Source organism: Micromonospora sp. NPDC048170 (assembly GCF_040652795.1).
Lineage (GTDB): Bacteria > Actinomycetota > Actinomycetes > Mycobacteriales > Micromonosporaceae > Micromonospora.
Map to the genome: position 1 here is coordinate 1 of NZ_JBEZMR010000034.1, position 23,188 is coordinate 23,188.

Annotated in this window: 22 protein-coding genes and 1 pseudogene; 2 read left to right on the top strand and 21 right to left on the bottom strand. The window is 70.3% G+C overall.

The annotated features are described in order from the left end of the window. The 10 genes and pseudogenes from AB0D32_RS28345 to AB0D32_RS28390 form a co-directional block, all read right to left on the bottom strand. Positions 1-251 (bottom strand): annotated as a pseudogene (locus tag AB0D32_RS28345) (2-oxo acid dehydrogenase subunit E2); the annotation flags it as partial. Continuing rightward, on the bottom strand, positions 248-958 hold the full coding sequence (locus AB0D32_RS28350; RefSeq protein WP_357096745.1) for a hypothetical protein: 711 nt from the start codon (positions 956-958) through the stop codon (positions 248-250). The pseudogene AB0D32_RS28345 and the gene AB0D32_RS28350, both read right to left, overlap by 4 nt. Further along, positions 955-1,473 carry a phage tail protein gene (locus AB0D32_RS28355; RefSeq protein ID WP_350924301.1) on the bottom strand — a complete coding sequence of 173 codons (519 nt, stop codon included), beginning with the start codon at positions 1,471-1,473 and terminating at the stop codon, positions 955-957. Before AB0D32_RS28355 ends, AB0D32_RS28350 begins: the two co-directional genes overlap by 4 nt. 12 nt (positions 1,474-1,485) lie before the next feature. Beyond that, the gene (locus tag AB0D32_RS28360) at positions 1,486-3,501 is read right to left on the bottom strand and encodes a phage tail sheath C-terminal domain-containing protein (RefSeq protein WP_357096750.1); all 2,016 of its coding nucleotides are present in this window, start codon (positions 3,499-3,501) and stop codon (positions 1,486-1,488) included. A gap of 238 nt (positions 3,502-3,739) precedes the next feature. Continuing rightward, positions 3,740-4,948, bottom strand: coding sequence for a serine hydrolase (locus AB0D32_RS28365; RefSeq protein ID WP_357096752.1), 1,209 nt, complete (start codon positions 4,946-4,948; stop codon positions 3,740-3,742). Between the two features lie 431 nt (positions 4,949-5,379). Further along, entirely contained in the window at positions 5,380-7,287 is a 1,908-nt protein-coding gene (locus AB0D32_RS28370; protein ID WP_357096755.1) for a DUF2075 domain-containing protein, read from the bottom strand. Positions 7,288-7,416: 129 nt separating this feature from the next. Continuing rightward, positions 7,417-7,752: a nucleotide pyrophosphohydrolase gene (locus AB0D32_RS28375; RefSeq protein ID WP_357096758.1), complete on the bottom strand. Its 336-nt coding sequence runs from the start codon at positions 7,750-7,752 to the stop codon at positions 7,417-7,419. Between the two features lie 155 nt (positions 7,753-7,907). Then, entirely contained in the window at positions 7,908-8,522 is a 615-nt protein-coding gene (locus tag AB0D32_RS28380) for a DUF4352 domain-containing protein (RefSeq protein WP_357096761.1), read from the bottom strand. 432 nt (positions 8,523-8,954) lie between these two features. Next, positions 8,955-9,164, bottom strand: coding sequence for a DUF397 domain-containing protein (locus AB0D32_RS28385; RefSeq protein WP_357096764.1), 210 nt, complete (start codon positions 9,162-9,164; stop codon positions 8,955-8,957). Further along, positions 9,157-10,044 carry a helix-turn-helix transcriptional regulator gene (locus AB0D32_RS28390; RefSeq protein ID WP_357096766.1) on the bottom strand — a complete coding sequence of 296 codons (888 nt, stop codon included), beginning with the start codon at positions 10,042-10,044 and terminating at the stop codon, positions 9,157-9,159. The genes AB0D32_RS28385 and AB0D32_RS28390 overlap by 8 nt, the downstream gene beginning before the upstream one ends. Positions 10,045-10,367: 323 nt before the next feature. Between AB0D32_RS28390 and AB0D32_RS28395 the strand changes: the two genes are divergently transcribed. Together AB0D32_RS28395 and AB0D32_RS28400 are read left to right on the top strand one after the other, a co-directional pair. Next, positions 10,368-10,670 carry a DivIVA domain-containing protein gene (locus AB0D32_RS28395; protein ID WP_357096769.1) on the top strand — a complete coding sequence of 101 codons (303 nt, stop codon included), beginning with the start codon at positions 10,368-10,370 and terminating at the stop codon, positions 10,668-10,670. After that, positions 10,667-10,918: a hypothetical protein gene (locus AB0D32_RS28400; RefSeq protein ID WP_357096772.1), complete on the top strand. Its 252-nt coding sequence runs from the start codon at positions 10,667-10,669 to the stop codon at positions 10,916-10,918. The genes AB0D32_RS28395 and AB0D32_RS28400 overlap by 4 nt, the downstream gene beginning before the upstream one ends. A 13-nt stretch (positions 10,919-10,931) precedes the next feature. Here the strand turns inward: AB0D32_RS28400 and AB0D32_RS28405 are convergent, their stop codons facing one another. The 11 genes from AB0D32_RS28405 to AB0D32_RS28455 form a co-directional block, all read right to left on the bottom strand. Continuing rightward, positions 10,932-11,591: a response regulator transcription factor gene (locus AB0D32_RS28405; RefSeq protein ID WP_357096775.1), complete on the bottom strand. Its 660-nt coding sequence runs from the start codon at positions 11,589-11,591 to the stop codon at positions 10,932-10,934. Next, entirely contained in the window at positions 11,588-12,742 is a 1,155-nt protein-coding gene (locus AB0D32_RS28410; protein ID WP_357096778.1) for a histidine kinase, read from the bottom strand. Before AB0D32_RS28410 ends, AB0D32_RS28405 begins: the two co-directional genes overlap by 4 nt. Further along, positions 12,742-13,578, bottom strand: coding sequence for a type II CAAX endopeptidase family protein (locus AB0D32_RS28415; RefSeq protein ID WP_357096780.1), 837 nt, complete (start codon positions 13,576-13,578; stop codon positions 12,742-12,744). Before AB0D32_RS28415 ends, AB0D32_RS28410 begins: the two co-directional genes overlap by 1 nt. Before the next feature lie 139 nt (positions 13,579-13,717). After that, a complete protein-coding gene (locus tag AB0D32_RS28420; RefSeq protein ID WP_357096783.1) occupies positions 13,718-16,480 on the bottom strand; it encodes a M14 family zinc carboxypeptidase in 2,763 nt (920 codons plus the stop codon). 896 nt (positions 16,481-17,376) lie between these two features. After that, on the bottom strand, positions 17,377-17,685 hold the full coding sequence (locus AB0D32_RS28425; RefSeq protein ID WP_357096786.1) for a hypothetical protein: 309 nt from the start codon (positions 17,683-17,685) through the stop codon (positions 17,377-17,379). A gap of 2 nt (positions 17,686-17,687) precedes the next feature. Beyond that, complete coding sequence (locus AB0D32_RS28430; protein ID WP_357096789.1) at positions 17,688-18,893, bottom strand: WXG100 family type VII secretion target; 1,206 nt, start codon at positions 18,891-18,893, stop codon at positions 17,688-17,690. After that, complete coding sequence (locus AB0D32_RS28435) at positions 18,890-19,219, bottom strand: type VII secretion target (protein ID WP_357096792.1); 330 nt, start codon at positions 19,217-19,219, stop codon at positions 18,890-18,892. The genes AB0D32_RS28430 and AB0D32_RS28435 overlap by 4 nt, the downstream gene beginning before the upstream one ends. Further along, a complete protein-coding gene (locus tag AB0D32_RS28440) occupies positions 19,197-19,595 on the bottom strand; it encodes a YbaB/EbfC family nucleoid-associated protein (protein WP_357096795.1) in 399 nt (132 codons plus the stop codon). The genes AB0D32_RS28435 and AB0D32_RS28440 overlap by 23 nt, the downstream gene beginning before the upstream one ends. Positions 19,596-19,780: 185 nt before the next feature. Next, positions 19,781-21,190, bottom strand: a complete 1,410-nt coding sequence (locus AB0D32_RS28445; RefSeq protein ID WP_357096798.1) for an ABC transporter substrate-binding protein — start codon at positions 21,188-21,190, stop codon at positions 19,781-19,783. A gap of 20 nt (positions 21,191-21,210) precedes the next feature. After that, positions 21,211-22,041 carry a carbohydrate ABC transporter permease gene (locus AB0D32_RS28450; RefSeq protein WP_357096801.1) on the bottom strand — a complete coding sequence of 277 codons (831 nt, stop codon included), beginning with the start codon at positions 22,039-22,041 and terminating at the stop codon, positions 21,211-21,213. After that, positions 22,038-23,003 (bottom strand): sugar ABC transporter permease, encoded by a 966-nt coding sequence (locus AB0D32_RS28455; protein WP_357096803.1) that lies wholly within the window; start codon positions 23,001-23,003, stop codon positions 22,038-22,040. Before AB0D32_RS28455 ends, AB0D32_RS28450 begins: the two co-directional genes overlap by 4 nt. Between the last annotated feature and the right edge of the window lie 185 nt (positions 23,004-23,188).

The window sequence follows — 23,188 nt, forward strand, 5'->3', positions numbered from 1 at the left end:
GCCGGCCCGGCGGGCACCGGCGGCGGGGTGCCGGCGGTCGGCGCCGGAGCGTCCGCCGGGTCCGGCGTGCTCGGTGCGGTGGGACGGGCCGCCGTCCGGGGCGGGGCCGGGGCCTCCCTTTCAGCGGCGTACGTCTCGAAGCCGCCACCCGCCTCCGGCTGCTCCGGCTCGAACCGGCCCACCGCGCGGGGCCGCAGCCGGGGCGCGGCGTCGACGGCCAGGGCGGCCAGCGCCGCCAGGTAGCCGGTCACGGGACCTGCTCCAGGTACGCGGCGCGGCGGTGCGGGCCGAGGCCGAGCACCTGCGTCTCCGACCAGCCGTACGCGCGCGCCAGCCGGTGCACCTCGCCGAGCAGCCGCCGGACACGGGCGTCGGCGGCCTGCCACGCCCAGGCGGGCAGGTCGAGCAGCGCCTCGGTCGCGGTGCCGCAGCCCGGGCAGGTCAGAGTGACCGCGACGACCCCGAGCGGGTCGCGCTCGGCCATCGCGGCCGACACCTCCGGCAGGGCGGCGAAGGGATCGTCCAGCGGTGGGTCGGCGGCGAGCAGGCACACCCGCAACAGCAACCGCTCGGCCGCCACCGCGTCGCCCGTCCGGGCCGCCTCGGCCAGGTCGGCCGGGGTGGGCAGTCGCAACGTCAGCCGATGCCCCCGCCAGTCCAGGGTGAACGTCCCTTCCGCTTCGTGCGGCCGGCCCGGCGCGGCGGTCAGCAGGTCGGCCACGGCGAAGGCGACCTCGAGGCGTTCCGGGCAGGCCGGGCAGTCCAGGACGGCCTCCACCCGGCCGCCGGCCCAGCCCCGCGCCGTCGCCAGCAGCAGGGCCGCCACCTCGCCCACCGGTAGCCGGTCGGCGTCGTCGCGGCCGAGCAGCAGCAGCGGACGGCGTGACTCCGGCTGCCCGAGCGCGCGGTCCCAGGTGGAGACCAGCTCCACCTCGGTCAGCAACGGCCCCGTGCTCACGACCCGAGCCGGGGTTCGGCCGGTTCGGTGACCGCCTCGTCGCGCTCCCAGCCCTCGTTCTCCAGTTTGATGTGCTCGATCGCCACCGCGTTGGCGTTGGCGTCCAGCTCCGGCAGCGCCTGGTACTCCGACACCCAGCAGCGGAACAGCCGGTACGACTGGGCCACCTGCCCGGCCTCGTTGAGCAGCTCGATGGTGATGTCACGCCGGAAGTCCGCCAGCGACGCCTCCGAGCCGAGGCCGGCGTGCAGCGCCCAGATCCGGCCGGCCCACTGGGCGAACTCGGCGTCGTGGGTCAGGCCCCGCTCCAGGGTGACCGCCTCGAACTCCGTACGCCCGGGCGACTTGCGGCTGGTCGACGGGTCGCCGCCGTCGCGGTGCTTGACCACCTCGGTGGTCCGCTTCAGCGCGCTGACCTTGCTGACCCCGGCCACGTAGCGGCCGTCCCACTTCACCCGGAACTTGAAGTTCTTGTACGGGTCGAAGCGCGTCGGATTGACCGCGAACTGCACCATGACTCACACCTCTCAGGACGGGCTCTGGCCGGCGAGCTGCTGGATCCGCACGATCACGAACTCGGCGGGTTTGAGCGGGGCGAAGCCGACGACCACGTTCACCACGCCGCGGTCCCGGTCGTCGGCGGTGGTGGTCTCCGCGTCGCACCGCACCAGGTACGCCTCGCGCGGCGTACGCCCCGCGAACGCGCCCTTGCGGAACAGGTCCTGCATGAACGACGTCAGGTTCAGCCGCAGCTGGGACCAGAGCGGCTCGTCGTTGGGCTCGAACACTGCCCACTGGGTGCCCCGGAAGACACTCTCCTCGATGTAGAGCGCGAGCCGGCGCACCGGCGTGTACTTCCACTGGCTGGCCAGCACGTCGGCGCCGGCGGTCGTACGGGCACCCCAGTTGACGGTGCCGACCACGGGGAACGTCCGCAGGCAGTTGAGCCCGAGCGGGTTGAGCACGCCGTTCTCGGCGTCGGTGAGCGGATAGACGAGGTTGGTCACCCCACGCAGTTGTGCCTCCGTACCTGCCGGGGCCTTCCACACGCCCCGCTCGGTGTCCTGGCGGGCGTACAGGCCGGCGAGGGTGCCGCCGGGGGCGACGGTGCGCGGCTGGAAGCCGTCGGTCGGGTCGGGGATCCGCAGCCGGGGGAAGTGCGCCACCGCGTTGGGTCCCTTGACGCCGAGCTGGTTGATCCAGTCCAGTGCGCGGTCCGGGTCGTCCACCCCGGGCGGCGGGTCGACCAGCAGCATCGCCCGGCGCCGCGCGCACAGCTCGTACGCGGCCGCCCAGACCGCCTCCGGGTCCAGTCCGGTGTCGACGGTGGTGGGGGCGCCGGGCTTGGCGCGGGTCGCGTCGGGGATGCAGAGCAGGTTGAACAGGTCGGTCTTGAGCAGTGCGTAGATGCCGGTGTAGGCGGCCTCGGAGCCGATCAGCGCGGTGGTGCCGGGCAGCGTCGTGCCGTCCGAGCCGGTGACGACGTCGCCCTGGCCGAGCCGCTTGGCCCCCACGGGGGTGTACCGGCCGACGTTCGCGGTGGCGCCGCCCAGACCGAGCAGGGCCGCGCCGTCGGCCACGTCGCCGGAGGCGCTCGCGCCCGTGACGGTGAAGGCCGCGTCCACGGCCACCGGGGCCACCTGCGGGTCGACGTCGCCGAGGATCCGCAGCCCGCCGTCGGCCGTGGGCAGCACCCGCACCCGCATCCCGGCGGCCCCGTCGGCGGCACCGAGCGCGGTGTTGATCTTCCGTTGCAGCAGTGCGGCCATCCCGGCGGGGGAGGACGGCAGCCGCTCGCCCTTCTCCAACGCCGTGACGGTCACCGCGCCCACCGCGGGAACGGTCCTGGTGGGGTCCGCCGGGTCCGGCTTGGTGGGCCGGTCCGGCTGCACGGTGAGCCGGTAGTTCTTCGCGACGTCCACGGTTGGCGAGCCGATCGCCGCACCGAGGGTGCCGCTGGACACCGGCCGGCCCGCGCCGCTCGCCCCGGCCCGGGCCCACACCAGCGAGGAGCCACGGTCGGGGTCGTTGAGCACGGTGACGGCGTACGCGGCGCTGGCCGGATCCGAGGAGAGCCCCGTGAACCGCTCGGTCGCCCCGGTGGCCGCGTCCTGGACGCTCAGGTTGAACGTCCTGGCGTCGGCCGCGTCGTCGTGGTCGACGTCGACCAGCAGGCCGCTGCCCCACCCGCCGGTGCTGGCGGCGTCCAGCACCAGCGCCGACTTCGGGCCGGTGCCCACCTTGTCCAGCAGGGTGACCGACGCCGGGCGGGCGTCGGCGCGGGGCACCCGGACGACCAGGGCGGCGGAGCCGCCGTTGCGGAAGAACTGCTGCACGGCCAGGCTCAGCTCGGAATCCCGGTCGACCCCACCGAACCGGCGCTCGAACTCGCCGAAACTGTTCACCCGGACGGCGCGGTGCTCCGGGCCGGTCCGGACGTATCCGACGAAGGCGGCCACCCCGGTCGCCACGCCGATGACAGGTCGGACGCCGCTCGGGGCCTCCTCGATGTAGACGCCGGGATAGCTCGGAGTCACGGGCATGACTACCTCGTCTCGGAGTGGAAAGTCGGCTGGTCACACCCTCCGCCCGCAGGTCAGCGCCCCCTAGCGGACACCCGACCGTGTTACGACGCGAACCCGACACTCCACCTCGATCCGCTTACCGCCCGTCAACCGGTCGGTCGGGGGCGCACCGCTGGACGTCTCGGTGCGTACGCACCGTTCGGCGCGGCGGTTGCTCCCTACCGGGGGCCGGCTCCTCGCCGCGCACCCCTGCTCCCTACCGGCGGCTGGCTGCCCGCCGCGCAGCTCCGCGCCGCCACGGGGTCAGCAGGATCAGGGCGGCCAGCACGAGGACAGCGCCGATGCCCAGCCCCGTGGGCAGGGACAGCGATGCCGACTCCCCGGCCTGATCACGGCGCTCGCCCTTGACGGGGACCACGGGACGGTCGTACTTCTTCTCCTCGGGCGCCACCAGGCGGCCGACGGACGCGTCGGGAGGAAGGGCGAAACCCCAGTCGAGCAGGGCCGACGCCTCTCCCAGACTGCCCAGCGGCGCGGTCTCCGCGCCGAGCAGGGTCACCGCGAGCCGCCGGCCGTGGCGTTCGGCCACGCCGACGTACGTCTGCCGCGCCAGATCGGTGAAGCCCGTCTTCCCCCCGATCGTTCCGGGGTAGTGGTCCAACAGCGTGTGGTCGTGCCTGATCTCGAGCGCCGGGTTTCCCGGCTGGGCCGGAATCTGTGCCACCCTGGTCGCGGTGTACCGGCAGAAGTCCTCGCGGGCGTAGGCGGCCCGCGCGATCAGCGCGAGGTCGTACGCGCTGGTGTACTGACCGGGGCCGTCGAGGCCCGAGGGCGTCGCCGCGTGCGTCTGGTTCGCACGCAGCCGGCGCGCCTCGGCGTTCATCGCGTCGACTCCGCCCTGCCTGCCGGCGGCGCCCCCGCCGACGCGAGCCAGCACGTTGGCCGCGTCGTTGCCCGACTGGAGCAGCAGCCCCAGCCACAGGCTCCCGACCGAGTACCGGCCCCCCTCGACCACCCCCATCAGCGAACTGGCCGGATCGAGATCGCGCAGATCCGCCCGCGTCACCTCGACCGTCTGGGACGCGTCGAGGCGGGGCATCAGGGCCGCTGCCAGCAGCAACTTCTGCACGCTGGCGGGCGTCCGGTGCTCGTGGGGGCCGCACCCGCCCAGGACCGCACCGCTGCCCAGGTCCGCCACGAGCCACGACGTGGCGGTCACCGCCGGCGCCATCGGCGCCCTCGCGGGAATGGCCAGCCCCGCCGTGGCCAGCGCCTGCCCGCCGACCGCCGCCTGGGCGGGGTCGACCGGTGGCGGAGGTGGTGTGGCGGGCGGGGGCACCGGCGGCTTCACGGCGGGGCACCGCACGTACGGCGCGGCTGCGGCCGGGTCCGGTGGCCCGACCGCGACGGCGGGCACGACCAGGAGGGCGCTGAGCGTCACGGCGGTGAGGCGCGAGATGGTCACTCAACGTACGGTAATCCGCGACAACGCTGGCGCGGCCGAATTGACGAAAGCGCTTCGTGTGACCATAAGTGCAGTTCGTGCAGCCCGCTGCTGCCTATTTCACATTGCGATGGGTCATTTGCGAACAAGTAATACCGTTTCGCAGGAAAGGCCTACCACCAGCGGGCAAGGGCGCAAAACGCCAGTCGACCATCCACGTGCCGGCCTGGTCCGCCATCGCCTTGTGGGGTGTCAGCAGGCAGGACGCCCAGGGATGTGGTCCGGCAGCAGCAAGTCAGCCAAGATCACGATCATCTCCCGGGGCGAGAAGCCAACTGAGGCGATCAGCACGACGGCTGCGTGGCGGTCGTGGATTCAAGGCGTCGACCAGGGCGTGCGGCCGGGGGTTGGAAACGGCGGCGGAGAATGAGCAGCCGCACCGACGATCTTGGCTACCGTCCCCCAGGGGAGGATGCGGCTTCGTAGACCGTCTCCAGGCCGCGCTGCACGCGGATCAGCGAGGCCAGCCAATCACGGGTCTCCGGGTCGGTGGAATAGAGCATCGTGCCGCGCATGCCCCGGGTCATCAGCACCTTGTACGTGTTGCGGATCAGGCGATCCGCCTCGAGATCGCTGAGCGTCTTGCGACTGCGGAAGGCCGGGTCCTTCGACTCGGAGCGCCGGGTGACCACCCGCCCGTCGCGGACGACCAGATCCGGGCCGATGATGACGCCCGACCACTCGTACTCGAAGCCCTGGGCGGTGTAGACGCAGCCGACCTGGTCGAATCCGTTCGGGTCGGTGGCCCAGTAGGCACTGCCCGGGGCCTCGCCGACGCTCCGGTCACTCTTGACGTTCCACGGCCGCGCCCAACGTCCGATCTGCACGTCCGGCACGAGGGTGTCGTCCGGGCGCGGATCGCTCCACGGCCAGCAGTAACCGGCCGACATCCGCGCCGTCTCGCCAACGGCCTGTCTGGCGGCGAGGAACGCCTCCATCTCTTCCGGCGATTCGGCCACGCGCAGGTCGAATCGACCATCCCCCGTCCATGCCGTCGGCTCGCCGCCGTCCAGGCCGAGCAGGTCGAGGACCCATCGCCCGTACGCCTCGCTGCCGCCGCAGCGGAACTGGTCGTGCAGCGATACCACCTCGACCTCGAGACCGAGTTGCTCGGCGTGCCGGGAGATGACGTCGATGTTGCCCAGTTCGCCCGGCTTGACCACCTGGTGCTCGTCCAGCAGGAAGACCGGCACCCGGGCGGCGGCGATCAGTTCGTCGATCTGCGGGCGGGCCTTGTCCCGCTTCGTCTTCGGCGTGAACCGGTTGACCGATGTCTCCCGGATCCGGTGCGCCTCATCGCAGATCAGCACGTCGAATCCGTTGCGCTCGGCTGTCATGAAGCTGTTGAAGTACGCGAACAGGCTCTTCAGCCGGGTCGAGCCTTTGCCGGCATAGCGTCGCAGGGTCTGGGTGAACGACCGCGAGCCGGTAGCGTGCATCACCGAGCGGTTCTGCCGGGCCAGTTCACCGAGCACCGACAGGGCGATCACGCTCTTCCCGCTGCCTGGCCCGCCAGCCACCACCACGACCGACTTGCGGTCCGCCGACCGGGCGCGCTCCACCGCGTGCAGAACCAGTTCGTACGCCAGGCGCTGCTCGTCGAGAAGCGTGAAGTGCGACCGTTCCTTCAGTTCCTGCGCGGCGTAGGACAGCAGGTGCTTGCTCGGCCGAACGGAACTGGTGAGGAAGCGATCCGCCGCGGTCGCGCCCGACGCGGGCGCAAGGTACGTGCGGAGATAGTCGAGAAACTGGCCACGCCGTTGCTTGGTGAAGATCCGGCTCTGCTCCGTCGCGCGGCGCGCGAACAGGTCGTTTACGTCCCGGTCGACGGCGTTGTGCAGGTACGCGGCACCGCGCACCGGGTTGCGCCGGTCGGCGAGAACACCCAGAAAATCGGTGAGGTATTCGCAGTAGTCACCGACCTGTACACCCGGGTGCAGTCGAGGCCCCCTGACATGCTCGGCCAACACGAGTCGGTCGGAGCCCTCGTAGGACTCCGCCTGGGACCACTGCTTCAGCTCGATGACCACATAGGAGTCGTCGGCGGTTCTCGGGTCCACACCCGCGAGCACCACGTCGACCCGCTTGCTGGTCAACGGGAGTTGGTACTCGACCAGTACCTCGACCTGGCCCAGCCCCGCATCGGCGAGGTCCTGCCCGAGTACGGCCAGGCTGTGCGACCAGGAGCGGCGTTCGCTTGCGCTCACGTTGTGGCCGAGGTGATCCGTGATCCGGTCGGCGAGGACGCCGCTCGTCGCCAGGCGCAACAGGCCATCGGCGGAGGTGCGAAACGCAGACAACACTTGCCCCCGGGCAGCACGATGTGATCGTGCGCATGGGGGGCGTGTCCGGCCGTAGCCGGAAGCCCGTCGTTACGCGCTTGTACGCGGTGGACTGTAGCGGAGAGATCAATGCTACGCCACAAATGATTACCGCTTGTCGGCAGAACCCTTCGCCCGGTCAACGGGATAGCGGGTGGCCACCTCGTCCAGTTTGGTCAGGGCAGCCTCCACCAGGTCGACACCGAGGACATCCGCGAGTCGGGTCAAGTAGACCATCACGTCCCCGATCTCGGCCTTGACCCGGGCACCGGCCTCAGGATCCGCCATGACCCCGGCGGCTTGTTCTGGCGTGAGCCACTGGAATTCGGCCAGCAACTCGCCTACCTCGCCAGCGAGCGCCATGGCGAGGTTCTTGGGCGTATGGAACTGTTGCCAGTCGCGTTCTTCGGCGAAGGTCCGTACGTGGGCGGTGAGGCGATCCATCCTGCCGATTCTCCATGCGAACTCAATCGGTCGGTGCGCCGGGGCTGCCGCGCCTGATCAGGCGTAGCGACCACAGGCCCCGGTGGCAGCGGGACCTGTGGTCGTTCGGCTCTGCCAACCTCTTCCCGAGGCGCTCCCCGAGGGGAGACGTACCTTCAGAGGTTGACGACGGCATCCTCAGCGAGAGTGAACAATCCCGCGTCGAAAGTGACAGTCTTGAGCTTCGTGCCCTTGGGCACGTCGAAGAAGACGTTGGCGCGTACGGAGTTGCCAGGGTTGATCTCGTCGAGAAAACCGCGGGCGTTGTCGTTGCCGTACATTCCGGCTGCGCCGTCGGCGTCGTACTCACGGCCGGCAGCGTCTTGAGCGGTTACGGTGCCGTCGGCGTGGAACAGGTGCGCCGACTTGGTCACGTTCTTGACGGAGATGTTCACACGGCAGAACGTGCCCTGTGCCTTGCGGTTGAGGAACGAGTCGCCAACTTGCGAGATGCCGCACTTGACGCTGTTGACGGTGAACTCGAAGTCGCCTCCACGTACCTTGTCGCCAACGCGGTAAACCTTCGGGCCAACTGGACTCGCTGGGCTCGGCTTCGCCGGGGCAGCGGCGGGCGGTGTGGTGGCGGCAGCCGGTGCAGGCACCGAGGCGGCCGGGGATTTCTCTGCCTCGGCGGCAGCGGTTGACCCTGCACTCGATGACACGCCTGCTGGCTTTGGATCGTCACCAACAATCGCGCCGACCATTCCGACGCCGCAGCACAGCGCAACCACGGCGCCGAGACCGATCAGCGTAGGGATGAGCCAGGCGGGTCGCTTCCGTGGACCGGGCAAAACCGGGTATGCGGCGGTCGACGGAGAGCCGTAGGGCGGAGGCCCGTTGCCGGGCGGGCCCGGGTACGGCTGATTCTGGCTTGGGTCGCCAGGAACGGTCATTTCTTTCCCCACAGGTCGTGCGCGCGGCACCCACCGCGCGAGTCCTGTGAACGGTACTGAGGGTCCGGTGACGATCTAGACCACTGTCAGGTTGACGACATGCGCCGTTGTTGAGAATGACTGACCGGCCCACCGGCGGCCAATCGCAGTGGATCGGCGACTACCTGATAGGCGAATTCATCCTCCGACCGGTGGAAGACTCCTGCGACGTTGAGCGTCCACCAGTCGTCTGAATGGTGAGGCGCGAGGGCGCGAGGCGTGCCCGAGTCGTCATCGTCCGCCGTCGGCGAAGCCAACACCTACCGTCGTCACGAACCTGACCCAAGCCTCGGGCGGGAACGTCAGGACAGCACCGTGCTGGTCCTTGGAATCGCGCACGGCGACGATACCGGGAAGGTTGCCGGCAACCTCGACGCAATCGCCGCCGTTGTCGCCACTGCGGGTGCTCTTACGCCAGCGGGCACCGCTGAGGTCAGTCATGTCGCATCTCCCCGATGATCCGCTTGATCATTTCCCTCGATTCTGCCTCACCTAACGCGAGAACATCCACACCTCTCCAGGTGTTCTCGTAGGCCGCGAGCTCGTCGGGCTTGTCGAGGTAGAGGGCTCCGGTGAGCGATTCGCTGTAGACGACCGACGGTTCAGGCGCAGCTCGTCCCCCTTTGAGGGCGGGAAAGTCGAGGACGACGAAGGACCCGGCGACCGCTCCGGGATGCGGCCCTGCCGCTAGTGGCACCACGCGTACCGACACGTTCGGCAGGTCGGAGGTTTCAAGAAGGCGATTGAGCTGGCCGGTCATGACACCAGACCCGCCGACCGGCCGGCGGAGCACCGCCTCTGAGAGCACCGCCTCCAGTCGTGGCGGCTTCGGAAGCCGACGTGTCAGTAGGGCTTGTCGCTGCATACGCACCTCGACAGCGCGTTCCCGCTCCTCTGTGCTCAGTTGGCTGCCTGGCTGGTAGAGCCCGAGCGCGTAGTGCCGGGTCTGTAGCAGGCCTGGGATCAGGGATTCGTCATATCGGCGGATGTGGGTGGCGGCGGATTCCAAGCCCACGTACAGCTCGAACCAGCTCGGCACCGCGTCGCCGTACGCGTGCCACCAGCCCTTCGACTTCGTCTCGGTGGCCAGCCCGCGCATCGCCTCGGTCATCTCCGGCGACACCCCGTACAGCTCGCACATCGCCTTGACGTCGAGCACCCGCACCGGACCCATGCCGCACTCGAGGCGCCAGATCTTCTGCCGGCTGTATTCGAGCGCCTCGGCGGCGGCGTCGAGCGTCACCCCGGCCTCGTTGCGGAACTGTCGCAGCAGCCGGCCGAGCTGCCGGCGCGGCACGGTCGATCCGATCTCCTCGGTCATCTGCACACCCCTGGTTCCATCCCGCAACACTGCGTGACCTGCCCCTGCAACTCCTACGGGTTTCAGCAAAGAAAGTCAATGCATGTCAGGGAAAACGCGGTCTGAAACGTTGCGCAACCGCTCCGGACTGTCACAGGATGACCACAGCGCGGCGGCCGGGCGATCCCCCCGAACGGCCGCCGCGCTTTCCGACCACACCCGCGTCGAGCAGCCCTGGTGCCGTACCGCTGACTGGAGCTGCGGTGTCAGGGCGGGGTGGGTCCGCCCGTGCGGGGAGGACGGGTGGGCCCACCCCATCCACGATCAAGGAAGGCAGGTTCGCCATGAGCGTCCACAACGAGCGACCGGTCCCGGCAGGCAGTGGGACGACCTACCGCTCCACGGCGTACACCAGCCTGCTGCCCTGGCAGGTGCGCGAGCGTCGCTTCCCGCCCACGCGGCTCGGGCGCCGTGGCCTCCAGCCGGACGAGGTGTACGCCTTCCTCGACCGGGCTGCCACCGACATGGCCGACCTGCACGCGGCCTTGGCGGAAAGCCGCCGGGAGACCGGACGAATCAAGGACGCACTGCGCCGCTGGCAGTCCGACCACGCCCGGACCGGCAACGAACGGGGCTCGGTCCGGTGAGCCAGCGGTACGTCGTCCACCTGCCCGTGATCGCCGCGGACCTGCCCGCCGCGCAGCGCCTCGCCCGGGTCATCGGCCGCTGGCTGACCGTGCTGCCGATGACCGACCCGGGCGAGACCACCGTCTCCATGGAGGACGAGCAGCACGTACGGCATCGGGTCTTCTGTGACCTGTTGCTGCCTGGTGGCCGCCGCTGCCTGCTCCGCGCCGACCACGACGGCCCCTGCTCCCGCCGGCTGCGCCGCTGACGCGATCGCCCGCTCAGGTCACCAGGCCCGCGCGGTAGGCGTACACCACCGCTTGCACGCGGTCGCGTAGGTCGAGCTTGGTGAGGATGCGCGACACGTACGTCTTGACGGTCTCCTGACTGATCACCAGGTTCGCGGCGATCTCGCTGTTGGAGAGGCCGTCGGCGATGAGGCGCAGCACCTCCAGTTCGCGCGGGGTCAGCCCCGCGTCGCCCGGCGTGCCCTCGGAGGGCCGGATCCGCGCCGCGTACCTGCCCACGAGCTGCCGGGTCACCTCGGGTGCCAGCAGCGCCGCGCCGCTCGCGACGGTACGGATCCCGTGCAGCAGTTGAGCCGGCGGGGCGTCCTTGAGCAGGAACCCGCTCGCGCCCGCGCGCAGCGCCTCGTAGACGTACTCGTCGAGGTTGAACGTCGTCACCACGAGCACCTTGACCGGGTGCGCGACCCCGGCACCGGCCAGCAGGCGGGTCGCCTTGATGCCGTCGAGCACCGGCATCCGTACGTCCATCACGACCACGTCCGGGTGCAGCCGGCCGGCGAGGTCGACCGCGGCGCGCCCGTCCCCGCACTCGCCCACCACCTCGAGGTCGGGCTGAGCGTCGATGATCGTCGTGAAGCCGGTGCGGATAAGCGCCTGGTCGTCGCAGACCAGGACCCGGATGGGCGCGGTCACGACGGGCTCCCGGTGGGGATGCGGGCCCGCACGACGAAGCCGCCGCCCGCCCGGCGTCCCGCGCTGAACTCGCCGCCGAGCAGGCCGGCCCGTTCGCGGAGCCCGGCGAGGCCGCGCCCGCTCCCGCCGGGGGCTGCGGCGTACGAGCCCGCGTCGTCGGTGCTGACTTCCACCGTGATCTCCCTTTCGCCGTGCTGCACGTGAACGGTGGTGCGGCTGCCGTGGGCGTACTTGAGGGCGTTCGTCAGCGCCTCCTGCACCACCCGGTAGGCGGCGAGCTCGGCGCCGCCGGTCGTCTCGGCCGGCGTGCCCTCCTCGGTGAACTCCACCGGCTGCCCGGCCTGCCGGGTCTGCTCCACGAGGGCACGCAGCTCGCCGACAGACGGCGTACGGGGCTCGGCGCTGTGGTCGGGGTTGAGCAGGTCGAGCAGGTGTCGCAGGTCGGTGATGGCCCGCCGGCCGGTGTCGGAGATGGCGGTCAGGGTCGTGTCGAGGCGGTCGGGGGCGGTGGTCAGGTAGCGTGCCGCCTCGGCCTGCACGACCATCGCCGTCACATGATGGGTCACGACGTCATGCAGTTCGCTGGCGATGCGGGTGCGTTCGGCGGCGCGGGCGGTCACGGCGACGTGGCGGCGGCGTTCGGCCTCGGCGGCCCGGGACTGCCGCAGCCAGGCCCCGATGCCCCAGGCCAGGGCCAGCAGCAGGTAGAACGTGGCGAACCCGGTCACGCCCTCGGTCGACCCGAGCCGGTCGAGGGCGACGGCCAAAGACACGTACGCAGCGGAGGCCAGGACCAGGCTGGTACGCCGACGACGTCCCAGGTGGGCCCCCGCGCTCATCAGCGCGATGGCCAGCGCGGTGCCCGCGACCGTGTGGTAGGCGCGGAGCTGGTCGATCGCGAAGCCGAGCGAGACCAGGGCGAGGCAGAGGGCTGGCCGGCGCCGGCGCACGGCGAGCGGGAGGCACTCCAGGGCGACCACCACGGCGGTCAGCGCGTCGAAGGGACGCGCTGGTAGGTCACCGAGCTGCGTACCGTGGTGACGCAGCGCCGGCACCGCCGAGGCGAGGGCGATCAGCAGCGCCACCGGGAGATCCCGGGCCGTGACGGGCCAGCGCCGCCACGAGTCCGGGAGCATCCGAAGGTCGAGCATCAGGAAACCGTAGCGGTCGCCGGCTCGGCGCCGACCGCGCGGCGGCGGCGCGGGACGAGGTGACCGCGGCGGTGGGCCAGCCACAGGAACACCAGGGTCAGCACCACACCCGCCGCCACCGTGTACAGGCTTCCCTCCGGCCCGAAGTCGCCGCCGGTGAGCAGGGCCGGGCCCGACATCGTGGTGTCCAGCAGCCCCTTCGACTCACCGTTGCCGGAGACCACGACGCTGAAGATGCCACCCGCGGCGAAGTTCCAGCCGAGGTGCAGGCCGATCGGCACCCACAGGTTGCGGGTGGCGGCGTAGCAGGCGGCGAGCATGAAACCGGCCTCGATCGCGATGGCGACCGCGCCCCACAGGCTGGCATCCGGGTTGGTCAGGTGCATCAGGCCGAACACCACGCCGGTCAGCAACAGCGCGATCCAGGTGCCCATGCGTTCCTCGACGACGCGGAACAGGACGCCGCGGAAGATCAGCTCCTCGGTCGTGGCGGCGGCGGCCATGAACCCGAACAGCGCCACCGCGCCGGACACCGAGCCCAGGCCGTCGACGTGGTAGCCGCCGAGGAGGGCGATGTTGACGATCACTGCTGCGAACATCCCGAACCCGATCAGCACCCCTCGGGCGGTTCGGGCGCCGGCCCCGGCCCGGGCCAGCTCCGTGACCTCGCGGCGCTCGGTACGCCGTACCACCCACGCGTACGTACCTAGCGCGGCCACCGCCGTCGACACACCCAGGGCCAGGGTGAGCCAGGTGTTCCCCTGCACCGCGAGGATTCCCTGGCTGCCGACGAAGGTGACCGCCACGACGGCCACGAGCTGCTTCACCAAACGCATGACGACTCCTTGAACGTGGTCCGCAACTGGAGCGCCGCGGCCACGTCGAACGCTATGGAGTCGCCGGTCAGGAATCGTCACCGTGCGGTGGACACTTGCGGGTAGCTCGCACGGGGGACAAGCAGCGCTGCGTCGCCTGTCAGCCCACCACCGAGCGCAGCGGGATCCGCTCGGCCCGTAGGGCGCGGACGAGGTCGCCGAGGAACGGGTGCTCGTCGACCTGGAGACCGTCCGGGTTCGGGATCACCAGGTGGGCCGAGCCGCCGGTGACGGAGACCCGGGCGGTGCTGGTGAACCGCTCGACGACCGCCTCCGTGCGGGGCAGGTCGGCGGCGGTCACCTCGATGGTGAACGGCCGCCACTCGCCGCCGAGGTTCTCCGCCGGTGGGGCAGCGGCTGCGGCGGCGCGGGCCGGGTCGATGCCGCTCGCGCGGCGTGCCCCGCCGTCGCCGGGGTGCAGCAGCGCGTTGGCGACCAGGTGCAGACCGCTTTCGTTGTACGCCCGGAAGAGCGGATTGAACGCGAACAGCACGGCCCGTCCGGTGCCGGTCGGTTCGTCCACCAGTGCGACCGTCCCCTTGAGTGCGTCGCCGCCGACGGTATAGCCGTTGGCCCAGAAGGTGTCGCCGGTCGGGTAGCTGAGCACGTTCGTGCCGGTGCTGCTCGGGCTCAGGATGGGGTCGTTGTTGTTGAACTCGAAGTCCTCCGCCGGGCGGCCGAGCGCGACCGGGCTGTCGCCGTCCACGTCGACCCGCAGGTGCGAGCCGATCATCGTGTACCCGCTGGGCTTGGGCTTCTCGGTGGTGGAGGTGAGGCCGGCGGCGCGGGCCATCCGGGTGCCCTCGTTGCGCAGCCCGAGGTAGGTGTTGCCCTCGGCGACCCAGGCGCGCAGGTTGGCCTGCCCGGCGGCGGTGAGCCCACCGGTCGGGCTGCTGCCGTCGGGCACGAGGAGCACGCTGCGGCCGGTGAAGGCCGGCGTGTTGTCGTTGATGTCGGCGGTGGTCACGGGCGTCAGGTCGAGGCCCCACCGCTTGCCGAGCACGTACCGCGCCTCCCCGTGGGAGCCGGAGGTGGTGGAGATGCCGGTGCCCTGGAACAGTCCGACGTCCGGCCGTACGACGGGGGTGCCGGCGGCAGCCGTGCGGCGCGGGGTGAGCGTGACGCCGAGTTTCCTGGCCGCCCGGTCCAGTTCGGGGGTCAGCGCGCGGGCCGGCATCCCGACCGTTCCGGTGTCCAGGTCGCGGACGAGGCCGACGCCCCGACTGAGCAGGGTGAAGGTGTACTCGGCCGCTGCGGCGGAGTCCAGCTCGTAGGTGTAGGAGCCCCTCCTCGGCGCGGCCGAGACCCGGCCCCCGCCGGTGTCCTCGATGCGCTCGACGAGGCGGGCGCGGGGCCGCACGGTGGCGCCGGTCCAGACGGCGTTCAGCCCCATCAGCAGTGGATTGCTCCAGGACGAGACGTCGTAGAAGTACGGGAACGGCACGTACGGGTCCTCGCCCATGATCGCCTGGATCCAGTGCTTCTGCGGTTGGTCCATCGGGATCCAGTACGCGCCCTCGGGCACGGTCAGATCGGTGGCGCTGCGTCCGCCGAAGACGCGGGCGGTGGGCAGCTTCAACGGCTTGGTGACCTCGTACACCTCGACGTCCATCCGGCGCAGCCGCTCGACCAGCCGGCGGGCGTCGGCGAGCTGCCGGTCCGGCAGGAGGAAGTACGACCGGACGGTCTGCTGTGGCACCGGGAACTGGACGGTGTTGTCCGGCTGGACCACCTCGTTCGGCTGTAGCGCCCCGGCCCGCCCCTCGGCGAGGGCGTCCTTCCAGATGGTGAAGTAGCCGCCCAGCACCTCGCGCCGGTGCGCCGCGGCCCAGCCGAGGGTCGCCCACTGCGTGTGGAACTGCTGCTGGACCCGGTCGGCCACGGCCGACGCGCTGCCCTTCTCGAAGGTCATCCCGGCCGCGCCGAAGCCGGCGGCGGGCACCGTGTCGCCGTAGCCCATGAAGAACATGTCGTACGTCGAGTAGTTGAAGTAGCACTCGGTGGTGACGGCGTCGCCGCAGGCGCCGTTGAACCCGAACCCGGCCTTGTTGGCCTCGCCGATCCGGTTGATCCAGTCGACCGCCTCCCCGGCGATCTCGTGGTGGATCGGGTCGGCGTTGGGCGGGAAGAAGTACTGCCGGCCGCCCATCTCGTGGGCGTCGACGAAGACCTGCGGCGGGTAGCGCCGCATGAGCTCGATCTTGCCGTCGGTCTCCTGCTGGGTGCGGGCGAACCAGTCCCGGTTCAGGTCGAACCCGTACTCGTTCTGCCGCCGGCTGGCGTCGCGGCCGTCCGGGTTCTGGGTCGGCACGATGATCGTGACCAGGTTGTCGTTGCGCCGCGCGACCTCGCAGGACAGCCCGGCAGCCAACTCGTAGAGGGTCTTCAGGGCGGCGTCGGCGCCGCTCTTCTCCCCGCCGTGGACGTTCGCGGTGATCCAGACGATCGCCGGTGTCTCCTCGGCGATCCGGTTGGCCGTCCGCTGGCTGGTCCGGCGGGGGTCGCGCAGCGAACGGATGTCGTCGGCGATGCGTCGCAGGGTGCCCCGCCGGACGTTGTCATCGGCGGAGACGACCGCGTACGCCAGGGGCTGGCCACGCACGCTGCTGCCCAAGCTGCCGGTGACGACCCGGTCCGAGGCAGCATCCACGGCGCCCAGGTAGCCGCGCACCTCGTCGTTGGTGACCACCCGTTCCTGGCCGGCGCCGAGCGGGAAGCCGAGGAACCCCTCCGGGCTCGGCACCGACGCCAGCCGGGCGGTCGGGTCGGCGCTGCACGCCGGTACGCGGGGCGCGGCGCCGGCGGAGGGGCCGGTCAGCAGCGGCGTCGTCGCGGCCAGCAGGACGAACGCGGCGGCGCCCACCAGTCGTCTCGGGGAAACTGCCCTGGATCGGTGCCCTGATCGTCGCATGTGTCGCCTTGTTCCCTCCGGGAAGTGAACCAGCGTGCTCCGAGCCTATGACCAGGAATTTCCGGCGGTCAATATCGAGTTTCGGGTGGAGGTCCTGGTTCGCCGGCCGCGGGACCACGCCGAGCGGTCTGTCCAGCGATGGCCGCCAGCCTCGGCCAGGGGCCCGGCGAAGCCGTGAGGATCCCCGGCTTGGGGCGCTTGGTGGAGACATGCCCTTGCCGGTGGGCGCAGTGCGGACAGGATCGTTTCAGAAGATCATCGAGGTTCTCGGTGCCTTGTGATCTGTCCGAAGTCAGCAAGTTCTGCCTCGCCATCGTCGCTGATCTCTGCGCTTTCGTGCGCATCGCCCGATACCGCCGCCAGGTTTCCCGGGGTGCAGAGACAGCCACGACCAGGAGTGTCATTCCGATGCCACGGCTGACCGCAACGGTAGATCTTGGTGGGAAATGGCCCCTATAGGAGCCATTTCCCACCAAGATCTACCGTGATCCTAAGGGGTGGAACGAAACTCCCGAAAGGTGGGCGAATGTTGGGCGGGATTGGCAGGGTCCGGGGACGACCAGCTCAAGGGCGTTGGACTCTCGGGGGTGGGGCCGGCGAGGCCGGGTGGCCGGTTGCGCGGTGAGACTGCCGCCGGGGCGTCCGCGCGCACGGCTCCGATATGCGCAGTGCCGGACAGCACGCGACTTTGTCGGGCCCTGGTGTCTTGGCCGAGGGCTGGCGGGCCGGGCGGGCGTTCAGGCCGAACGGGTCGTTCCCACAAAGGTCAGGGTCAGTTGCCCGGGCATGCGTGAGCGGTGCGGTGCACATCCAGCAGCGAGAATGCCTTGTCTTGCCAGGGAAACGAACTAACCGACAAACCCCGCCGAGTATGTCGCATCCACCAACTTCTGTAGGTGATGGAGGACGGCGGCCTTCTCCTGCGACTCGGGCAGCTGCTGGCGGCCGGCGGCGATCAGTCCACTCCGCCAGTGTTCGACGATTTCTTGCTGGACGGTGGTGGGAAGATCGGCCACCCACAGCGACCCGAGATTGTTGTCGACGATCTCTTGAAGGTGTTCGGCCGCCTGCCTGTCGCTGAGCCGTGGAATCAGAAACTCCACGGTCCAGTCGAACAAGCCTCCGGTCGCGGTCCAGTCGACCCCAGGCCGCAGCACGATTATTCCAGCCATTGCTTCCCTACGATGAAGACCCGCGGCCCCAAGCCTCGGGCTGCGATGAACTGCTCGATTCTGGCGACCTGCTCGACAGTGAACTGGGAGACGTCAACCGGTACGAGGTCTGCCTTGTCCAGGTGTCGCTCGATCTGATACTGGAGCTGTGGCCACTGCCGGTCAAAGAACTGGTTCGAAAAGTTGCCGACAGCATCATAGGTCCGCCCTGCGTCGTCTACCCAGTCGGCGGAGGAGTTGGCCGGGGCGCGCGTCAATCGGACACCAAGTTCCTGCTCCAGCCTCACTGCCGTGGCTGCCTCGCCGGGCCGGAACCTGCCTGTGGCAGGGTCCATACCAAGCTCTCGAAGGCGTAGCTCTTCAGTCTCCAGGCGAGGCGGGGCCTCACGGGGCGTCTCTGGATGGGCAGGCGTCTTGCTCGAGTTCGATCCACCGCCGGACCGCAAGCGCCCAAGGGTCTCCTTGAGCCGGTCGATGAGATCGGCGAGTCTGCGAGCGACGGGGATGATCTGCCGAAGGCTGTTGATCAGCCCGCGGAGCAGCTTCGCGATGCGCGCCGCCCAGGACGCAACCAGCGTGGTGACCTGTTCGACGACCAGGGGTGTGGCGAGCCCGGCCGTGGCGACGAGTTCGGCGGCGTAGACGACGAGGCGGGAGACGCAGGTGGCGATGGCGTCGCGGACGAGGAGGCGGACGGCGGCGACGAGGCCCGCCGTCGCCTCGGTGATGGTGGCCATGGTGTCGGCACCCTCGGCCAGACCCGTGATCGCCTGCTGTTGCTCGGCTGCCCGGGTGCGGTAGGCGGGGCCGGCGAGGCCACCCCACTCGGCCACGTCCGCGCGGACGTCGCGGGCGAGGCTCGTTGCGGTCTCGCGCAGCGACGCGGCGGTGTTGCGCCAGGTCTGGGCATGGGCGGTGATCTGGGTCGGGTCACCGGCGAGCCAGTCGAGGGCTTCGCTGAGGGGTTTGACGTGTTCGATGAGCCAGGCGATGCCGTACTGGAGGAGGGCGCCCACGGGGTCGGAGACGAGGGCGAGCCCGTCGAGGCCCGCGCTGACCACGCCGAGGGTGCCGTCGATCCAACTGCCGTTGCGTACGCCCTGGTGGATGAGCTCGATGTCCTCGAGGATCCACACGCCGGCCCACGCGCTGGCGGGGGAGTCCGCGGCGGCGGCGACCAGCGGGTTGGTCACTGCGTGCGCCGCACCTGGTCGAGCAGTTGCGCAGCGCGGGTGTCGGCGGCTCGGTAGCGCTCCGCGCCGACACGTAGCCTCTCGGCGGTGTCGCGGACCGATCCGGCCGCCGTGCCGATGCCGTCCACGAGGGTGCGTTGCAGGTCGTCGAGCAGCATCGGCACGAGTGCGCAGAGCTGCCCGTACGCGTGCGTACCGAGCCGGACGTGCTGGCCGGCCCTGTTGGCGGTGTCGAGGCGGCCGGCGACCTGGTCGAGGCGGCCGGCATGGGCGGTCAGGTCCTCGGGCCGGACGTGGATGCCGTCACCGGGCGGCACCGGTGCCACCAGGCTCAGGGTGCACGCGTCGCTGGTAGGACTCGACGATGGCTGCCCCGGCCGGATCGTCGCCCAGGGTCTCCCGGGTCGCCTCGGTGACCTGCCGCAGCAGGTCGGCGCAGGCGGCCCGGGCGGTCGCCACGATCTGCTCGGCCGTGTGTGTGGCGGAGTGTTGGCGGGTCCGCTCGTCCAGCCGCAGGGCGACCAACTGGCCTGACGAGTCGACGGTGGCCTCGACCATCCGGTCCGGACTGTGTGCGGTGCCGGTCAGTGCCTGGATCCGCGACGTGAGCGATCGCGTGCGTCGCGCCCGGTCGGCGAAGGATGCTTCCCAGCTGTCGACCCGGCGTGCCGCCGCGTCCAACGCGGCTTCGTCCGCCCACATCCCGCCTCCCCATGGGACACCACCCGCTGACGGCCATCGTGGTCACGGCAACGCTACCAACTGGTAGCGCTGCGTGCTGTCCGTCGGTTGCCCGCTGGAGGGACTCGGAGCGTCCCACCGGAGAGGGCCAGCCCCGACGGAGCTGGCCCTTCCCGTGGCCTATCAGGTGGGTGGTGACGCGGAGGTCAGCCGACCGCCTTGTTGTAGCTGTCGATGGCGCCCTGCACGCTCGCCGCCGCGTCCTTCATGGCCTGCTCGGCGGGCTTGCTGCCGACGATCGCGGCCTCAAGGCCGTCCTCGGAGGCCTTGCGGGCCTGCGGCATCACGCCCAGCAGGCACCCGGCCGACGCGACCGACGGCGGCAGCGCGTGCAGCTGGTCGACCGCGGTGCGGAACTGGGGGAACTTCGCCATCCAGTCCTTGTCGATCTGCTCGTCGAGCGCCTTCGCGTTGATCGGCACGTACCCGGTGCTGGTGTGCCACTTGGCCTGCTCCAGCGGGTTGGCGGAGAACTTCGCGAACTCCCACGCGGCCCGCTTCTCCTTGTCACTGTGGCCGACACCGTTGATCCACAGGGAGGCGCCGCCGATGATCGGCCCGCCGGTGGAGGCACTGCTCACCTTCGGGTACGGGGCGGTGAGCACGGTGAACTTGCCCTTCGCGGCGTCGACGTACCCGCGCAGCACGCTGGTGGACTCCAGGTGCATGGCGACCGTACCCGCCTTGAAGGCCGCCTGGGCGTCGTCGGTCTTGCGGCCGGTGTTCGTGGCGTAGCCGCCCTTCACCAGGTCCGTCCACCACTGCGCGACGCGCACGGCCGTCTCCTGGTCGAACTGCACCTTCGTGGCCAGGCCCTTACGCCCGTTGCTGTTGTCGCAGTACTCCTTGCCGTCGGTGGCGAGCAGCTGCTCCAGCAGCCAGCCGTAGATGGCGGCGTTGAAGCCGTACTGGACCGTCTTGCCGCTGGCATCCTTGACTGTCAGCTTCTTCGCCAGTTCGCCGATCTCGGTGAGGTCCTTCGGCGGCTTCGTCGGGTCGAGGCCGGCCCGCTCGAACGCCTCCTTGTTGAGGTACAGCAGGGGAGTCGAGGAGTTGAAGGGCATCGACCACAGCTTGCCGTCGACCGAGTAGTAGCTGGCGATGTTCGGCTCGATGTCGGCGGCGTTGAACCCGTCCTTCTCGATGAACTTGTGCATCGGCACGACCTGCTTGGAGTCGACCATGAAGCGACTGCCGATGTCGTAGATCTGGACCAGGGCCGGCGTGCTCTTCTGCTGCACCGACGCCTTGTACTTGGCGATCGTCTCGTCGTAGTTTCCCTGGAAGACCGCCTTGACCTCGACCTTGCCCCCGCTCTGGGCGTTGAAGTCGGCGACGAGCTTGTCGACGGCGGCGGCGTTGGCCCCCTTCATCGCGTGCCAGAACTCGATGGTGGTCTTGTCCGTGGCCTTCTCCAGCACCTCGGCGCCGGGCGCGTCGAGCGCGTCACCGCCACCGTCGGTGCCGGACCCGGAGTCGCCGCAGGCCGTGAGGGCGGTGGCGGCCACGAGGGCGACGAACGCCGCCGCGGTACGGCGGAGCCGAGGTCTACGCATTGGTTCTCCTTCTCGATGGTTCAACGCAGCGCGCCGGCGGTCAGCCCGCGGACGATGTAGCGCTGACCGAAGATCACGACGGCCAGCGTGGGCAACAGGGAGAGCGCGACACCGGCGAGGACGAGACCCGGCTGCGCCGCCTCGGCATCGTTGAGCTGGGAGATGCCGATCTGAAGCGTCTGGAACTCGGTGTCGCGGATCAGGATCAGCGGCCAGAAGTACTGGTTCCACGCCGAGAGGAAGACGTAGACCCCGACCGCCGCGATCGATGGCTTGGACAGCGGCACGATGACCCGCCACAGCAGGCGCCAGTGACCGCACCCGTCGATGACGGCGGCGTCGCGCAACTCGCTCGGGAACTGCAGGAACGCCTGACGCAGCAGGAACGTGCCGAAGGCCGAGGCGAGGAAGGGCAGCACGAGGCCGAGGTACGTCAGCCCACCCCGCGTCAGGCCCCAGTCGGAGATGGCCAGGTAGTTGGGAATGATGATCGCTTCCCACGGCACCATCAGGGTGGCGAGGAACAGGCTGAAGGTCGCCGCCTTCGCGGGCAGGCGAAGGAACGCGAAGGCGTACGCGGCGAAGATGCTGGTGACGACCTGGGCCACCGTGATGATCCCGGCCTGGACGGCGGAGTTCACGTAGAAGCGGCCGAGCGGCACCGAGCGGAACACGTCGGTGATGTTCTGCCAGTGCAACGCGCTCGGCACCAGCGCGGGCGGGTAGGTCGCCAGGTCGCCCGGACCCATCACGGCCCCGACGAAGCCGTAGTAGATCGGGAAGAGGACGGGGATCGCGGCCAGGCCGAGCACGACGTAGACGGCGGCCCGCCCGAGACTGAACTTCTTCATCGGTAGTGGACCCGCCGTTCGAGGATGCCGAATTGGACGGCCGTGCAGCCGAGCATGATGACGAGCAGGACGACGGCCTGGGCGCTGGCCGCGCCGAAGTCGGAGGAACCGAAGGCGAACGCCTTCTCGTAGATCGAGTAGACCAGCGTCGTCGTGGCCTGGTCCGGCCCGCCCTTGGTCAGGATGTGGATCTGCCCGAAGCTCTGCAACGCGTGGATCGTGGACACCACGACGAGGAAGAACAGCTGCGGGGAGAGCAGCGGCACGGTGATCCGCGACGCCAGCCGCCAGCCGGTCGCACCGTCCAGCCGCGCCGCCTCGACCACCTCGGGCGAGATGGCCGAGACTCCGGCGGAGAGCACCAGGATGTTGTAGCCGAAGTTCATCCACACCGTCGCCGCACAGACGGCGATCAGTGCGATCGACGGGTCGGTGAGCCAGTTGACCCGGTCGATGCCGATGGACCCGAGCAGGCCGTTCGCCACCCCGATCGCCGGGTTGTAGATGACGGCGAAGATGACCGACGCGGTCGCCACCGAGAACGCGAACGGCAGCGCGAACGCGGTGCGCAGCGCCCGTACCCCGCGGATGCGCGCTTCCAGCAGCAGCACCACGAAGAGCGCGCCCAGGATCGCCGGCACCACGGAGAACAGCGTGAACAGCGCCGTCGTGGCCAGCACCCTGCCGAACTCCCCGGACAGCATGTCCCGGTAGTGCGCCCCGCCGACGTACTCGGACGCGGCGCCGAAGATGTCGTTGCCGTGCACGGACAGGTAGAGGGTCCGCCCGAGCGGCCAGAACACGAACAGGGCGAAGACCGCGACCGAGGGCAACAGCATCAGCCAGGCGAGACCGTGCTCGCCGAAGCGTGCGCGCCGCACTTGTCGGGCGGTGGAGCGGGTGGATTCGGGGGCCAGGGAGCGGTCGCCCGGTGGCGCGTCGACGGTGGAAGGGGGAGGCACCGCAGCACCCTACCAACGACATCGAAGTATAGACATCATTTCGTCATGTCGTGGCCGGTGTCGTGACCGGATGGGCGTCGGGGGGGGCGGGGGGGGCGGGGCGCGGGGGCCCCCCCCCCCCCCCCCCCCCCCCCGCGGGGGGCCCGGAATGTACGAAGCACCAGCCCCCCCCCCCCCGCCGCCGC

Bases quoted from the DNA above. Each gene is read 5' to 3' on its own strand.
- AB0D32_RS28360 (WP_357096750.1), bottom strand. From the start codon at position 3,501: ATGCCCGTGACTCCGAGCTATCCCGGCGTCTACATCGAGGAGGCCCCG.
- AB0D32_RS28385 (WP_357096764.1), bottom strand. From the start codon at position 9,164: ATGACTGACCTCAGCGGTGCCCGCTGGCGTAAGAGCACCCGCAGTGGC.
- AB0D32_RS28395 (WP_357096769.1), top strand. From the start codon at position 10,368: ATGAGCGTCCACAACGAGCGACCGGTCCCGGCAGGCAGTGGGACGACC.
- AB0D32_RS28440 (WP_357096795.1), bottom strand. From the start codon at position 19,595: ATGTGGGCGGACGAAGCCGCGTTGGACGCGGCGGCACGCCGGGTCGAC.
- AB0D32_RS28415 (WP_357096780.1), bottom strand. From the start codon at position 13,578: ATGCGTTTGGTGAAGCAGCTCGTGGCCGTCGTGGCGGTCACCTTCGTC.
- AB0D32_RS28450 (WP_357096801.1), bottom strand. From the start codon at position 22,041: ATGAAGAAGTTCAGTCTCGGGCGGGCCGCCGTCTACGTCGTGCTCGGC.
- AB0D32_RS28390 (WP_357096766.1), bottom strand. From the start codon at position 10,044: ATGACCGAGGAGATCGGATCGACCGTGCCGCGCCGGCAGCTCGGCCGG.
- AB0D32_RS28375 (WP_357096758.1), bottom strand. From the start codon at position 7,752: ATGGATCGCCTCACCGCCCACGTACGGACCTTCGCCGAAGAACGCGAC.
- AB0D32_RS28445 (WP_357096798.1), bottom strand. From the start codon at position 21,190: ATGCGTAGACCTCGGCTCCGCCGTACCGCGGCGGCGTTCGTCGCCCTC.
- AB0D32_RS28410 (WP_357096778.1), bottom strand. From the start codon at position 12,742: ATGCTCGACCTTCGGATGCTCCCGGACTCGTGGCGGCGCTGGCCCGTC.
- AB0D32_RS28355 (WP_350924301.1), bottom strand. From the start codon at position 1,473: ATGGTGCAGTTCGCGGTCAATCCGACGCGCTTCGACCCGTACAAGAAC.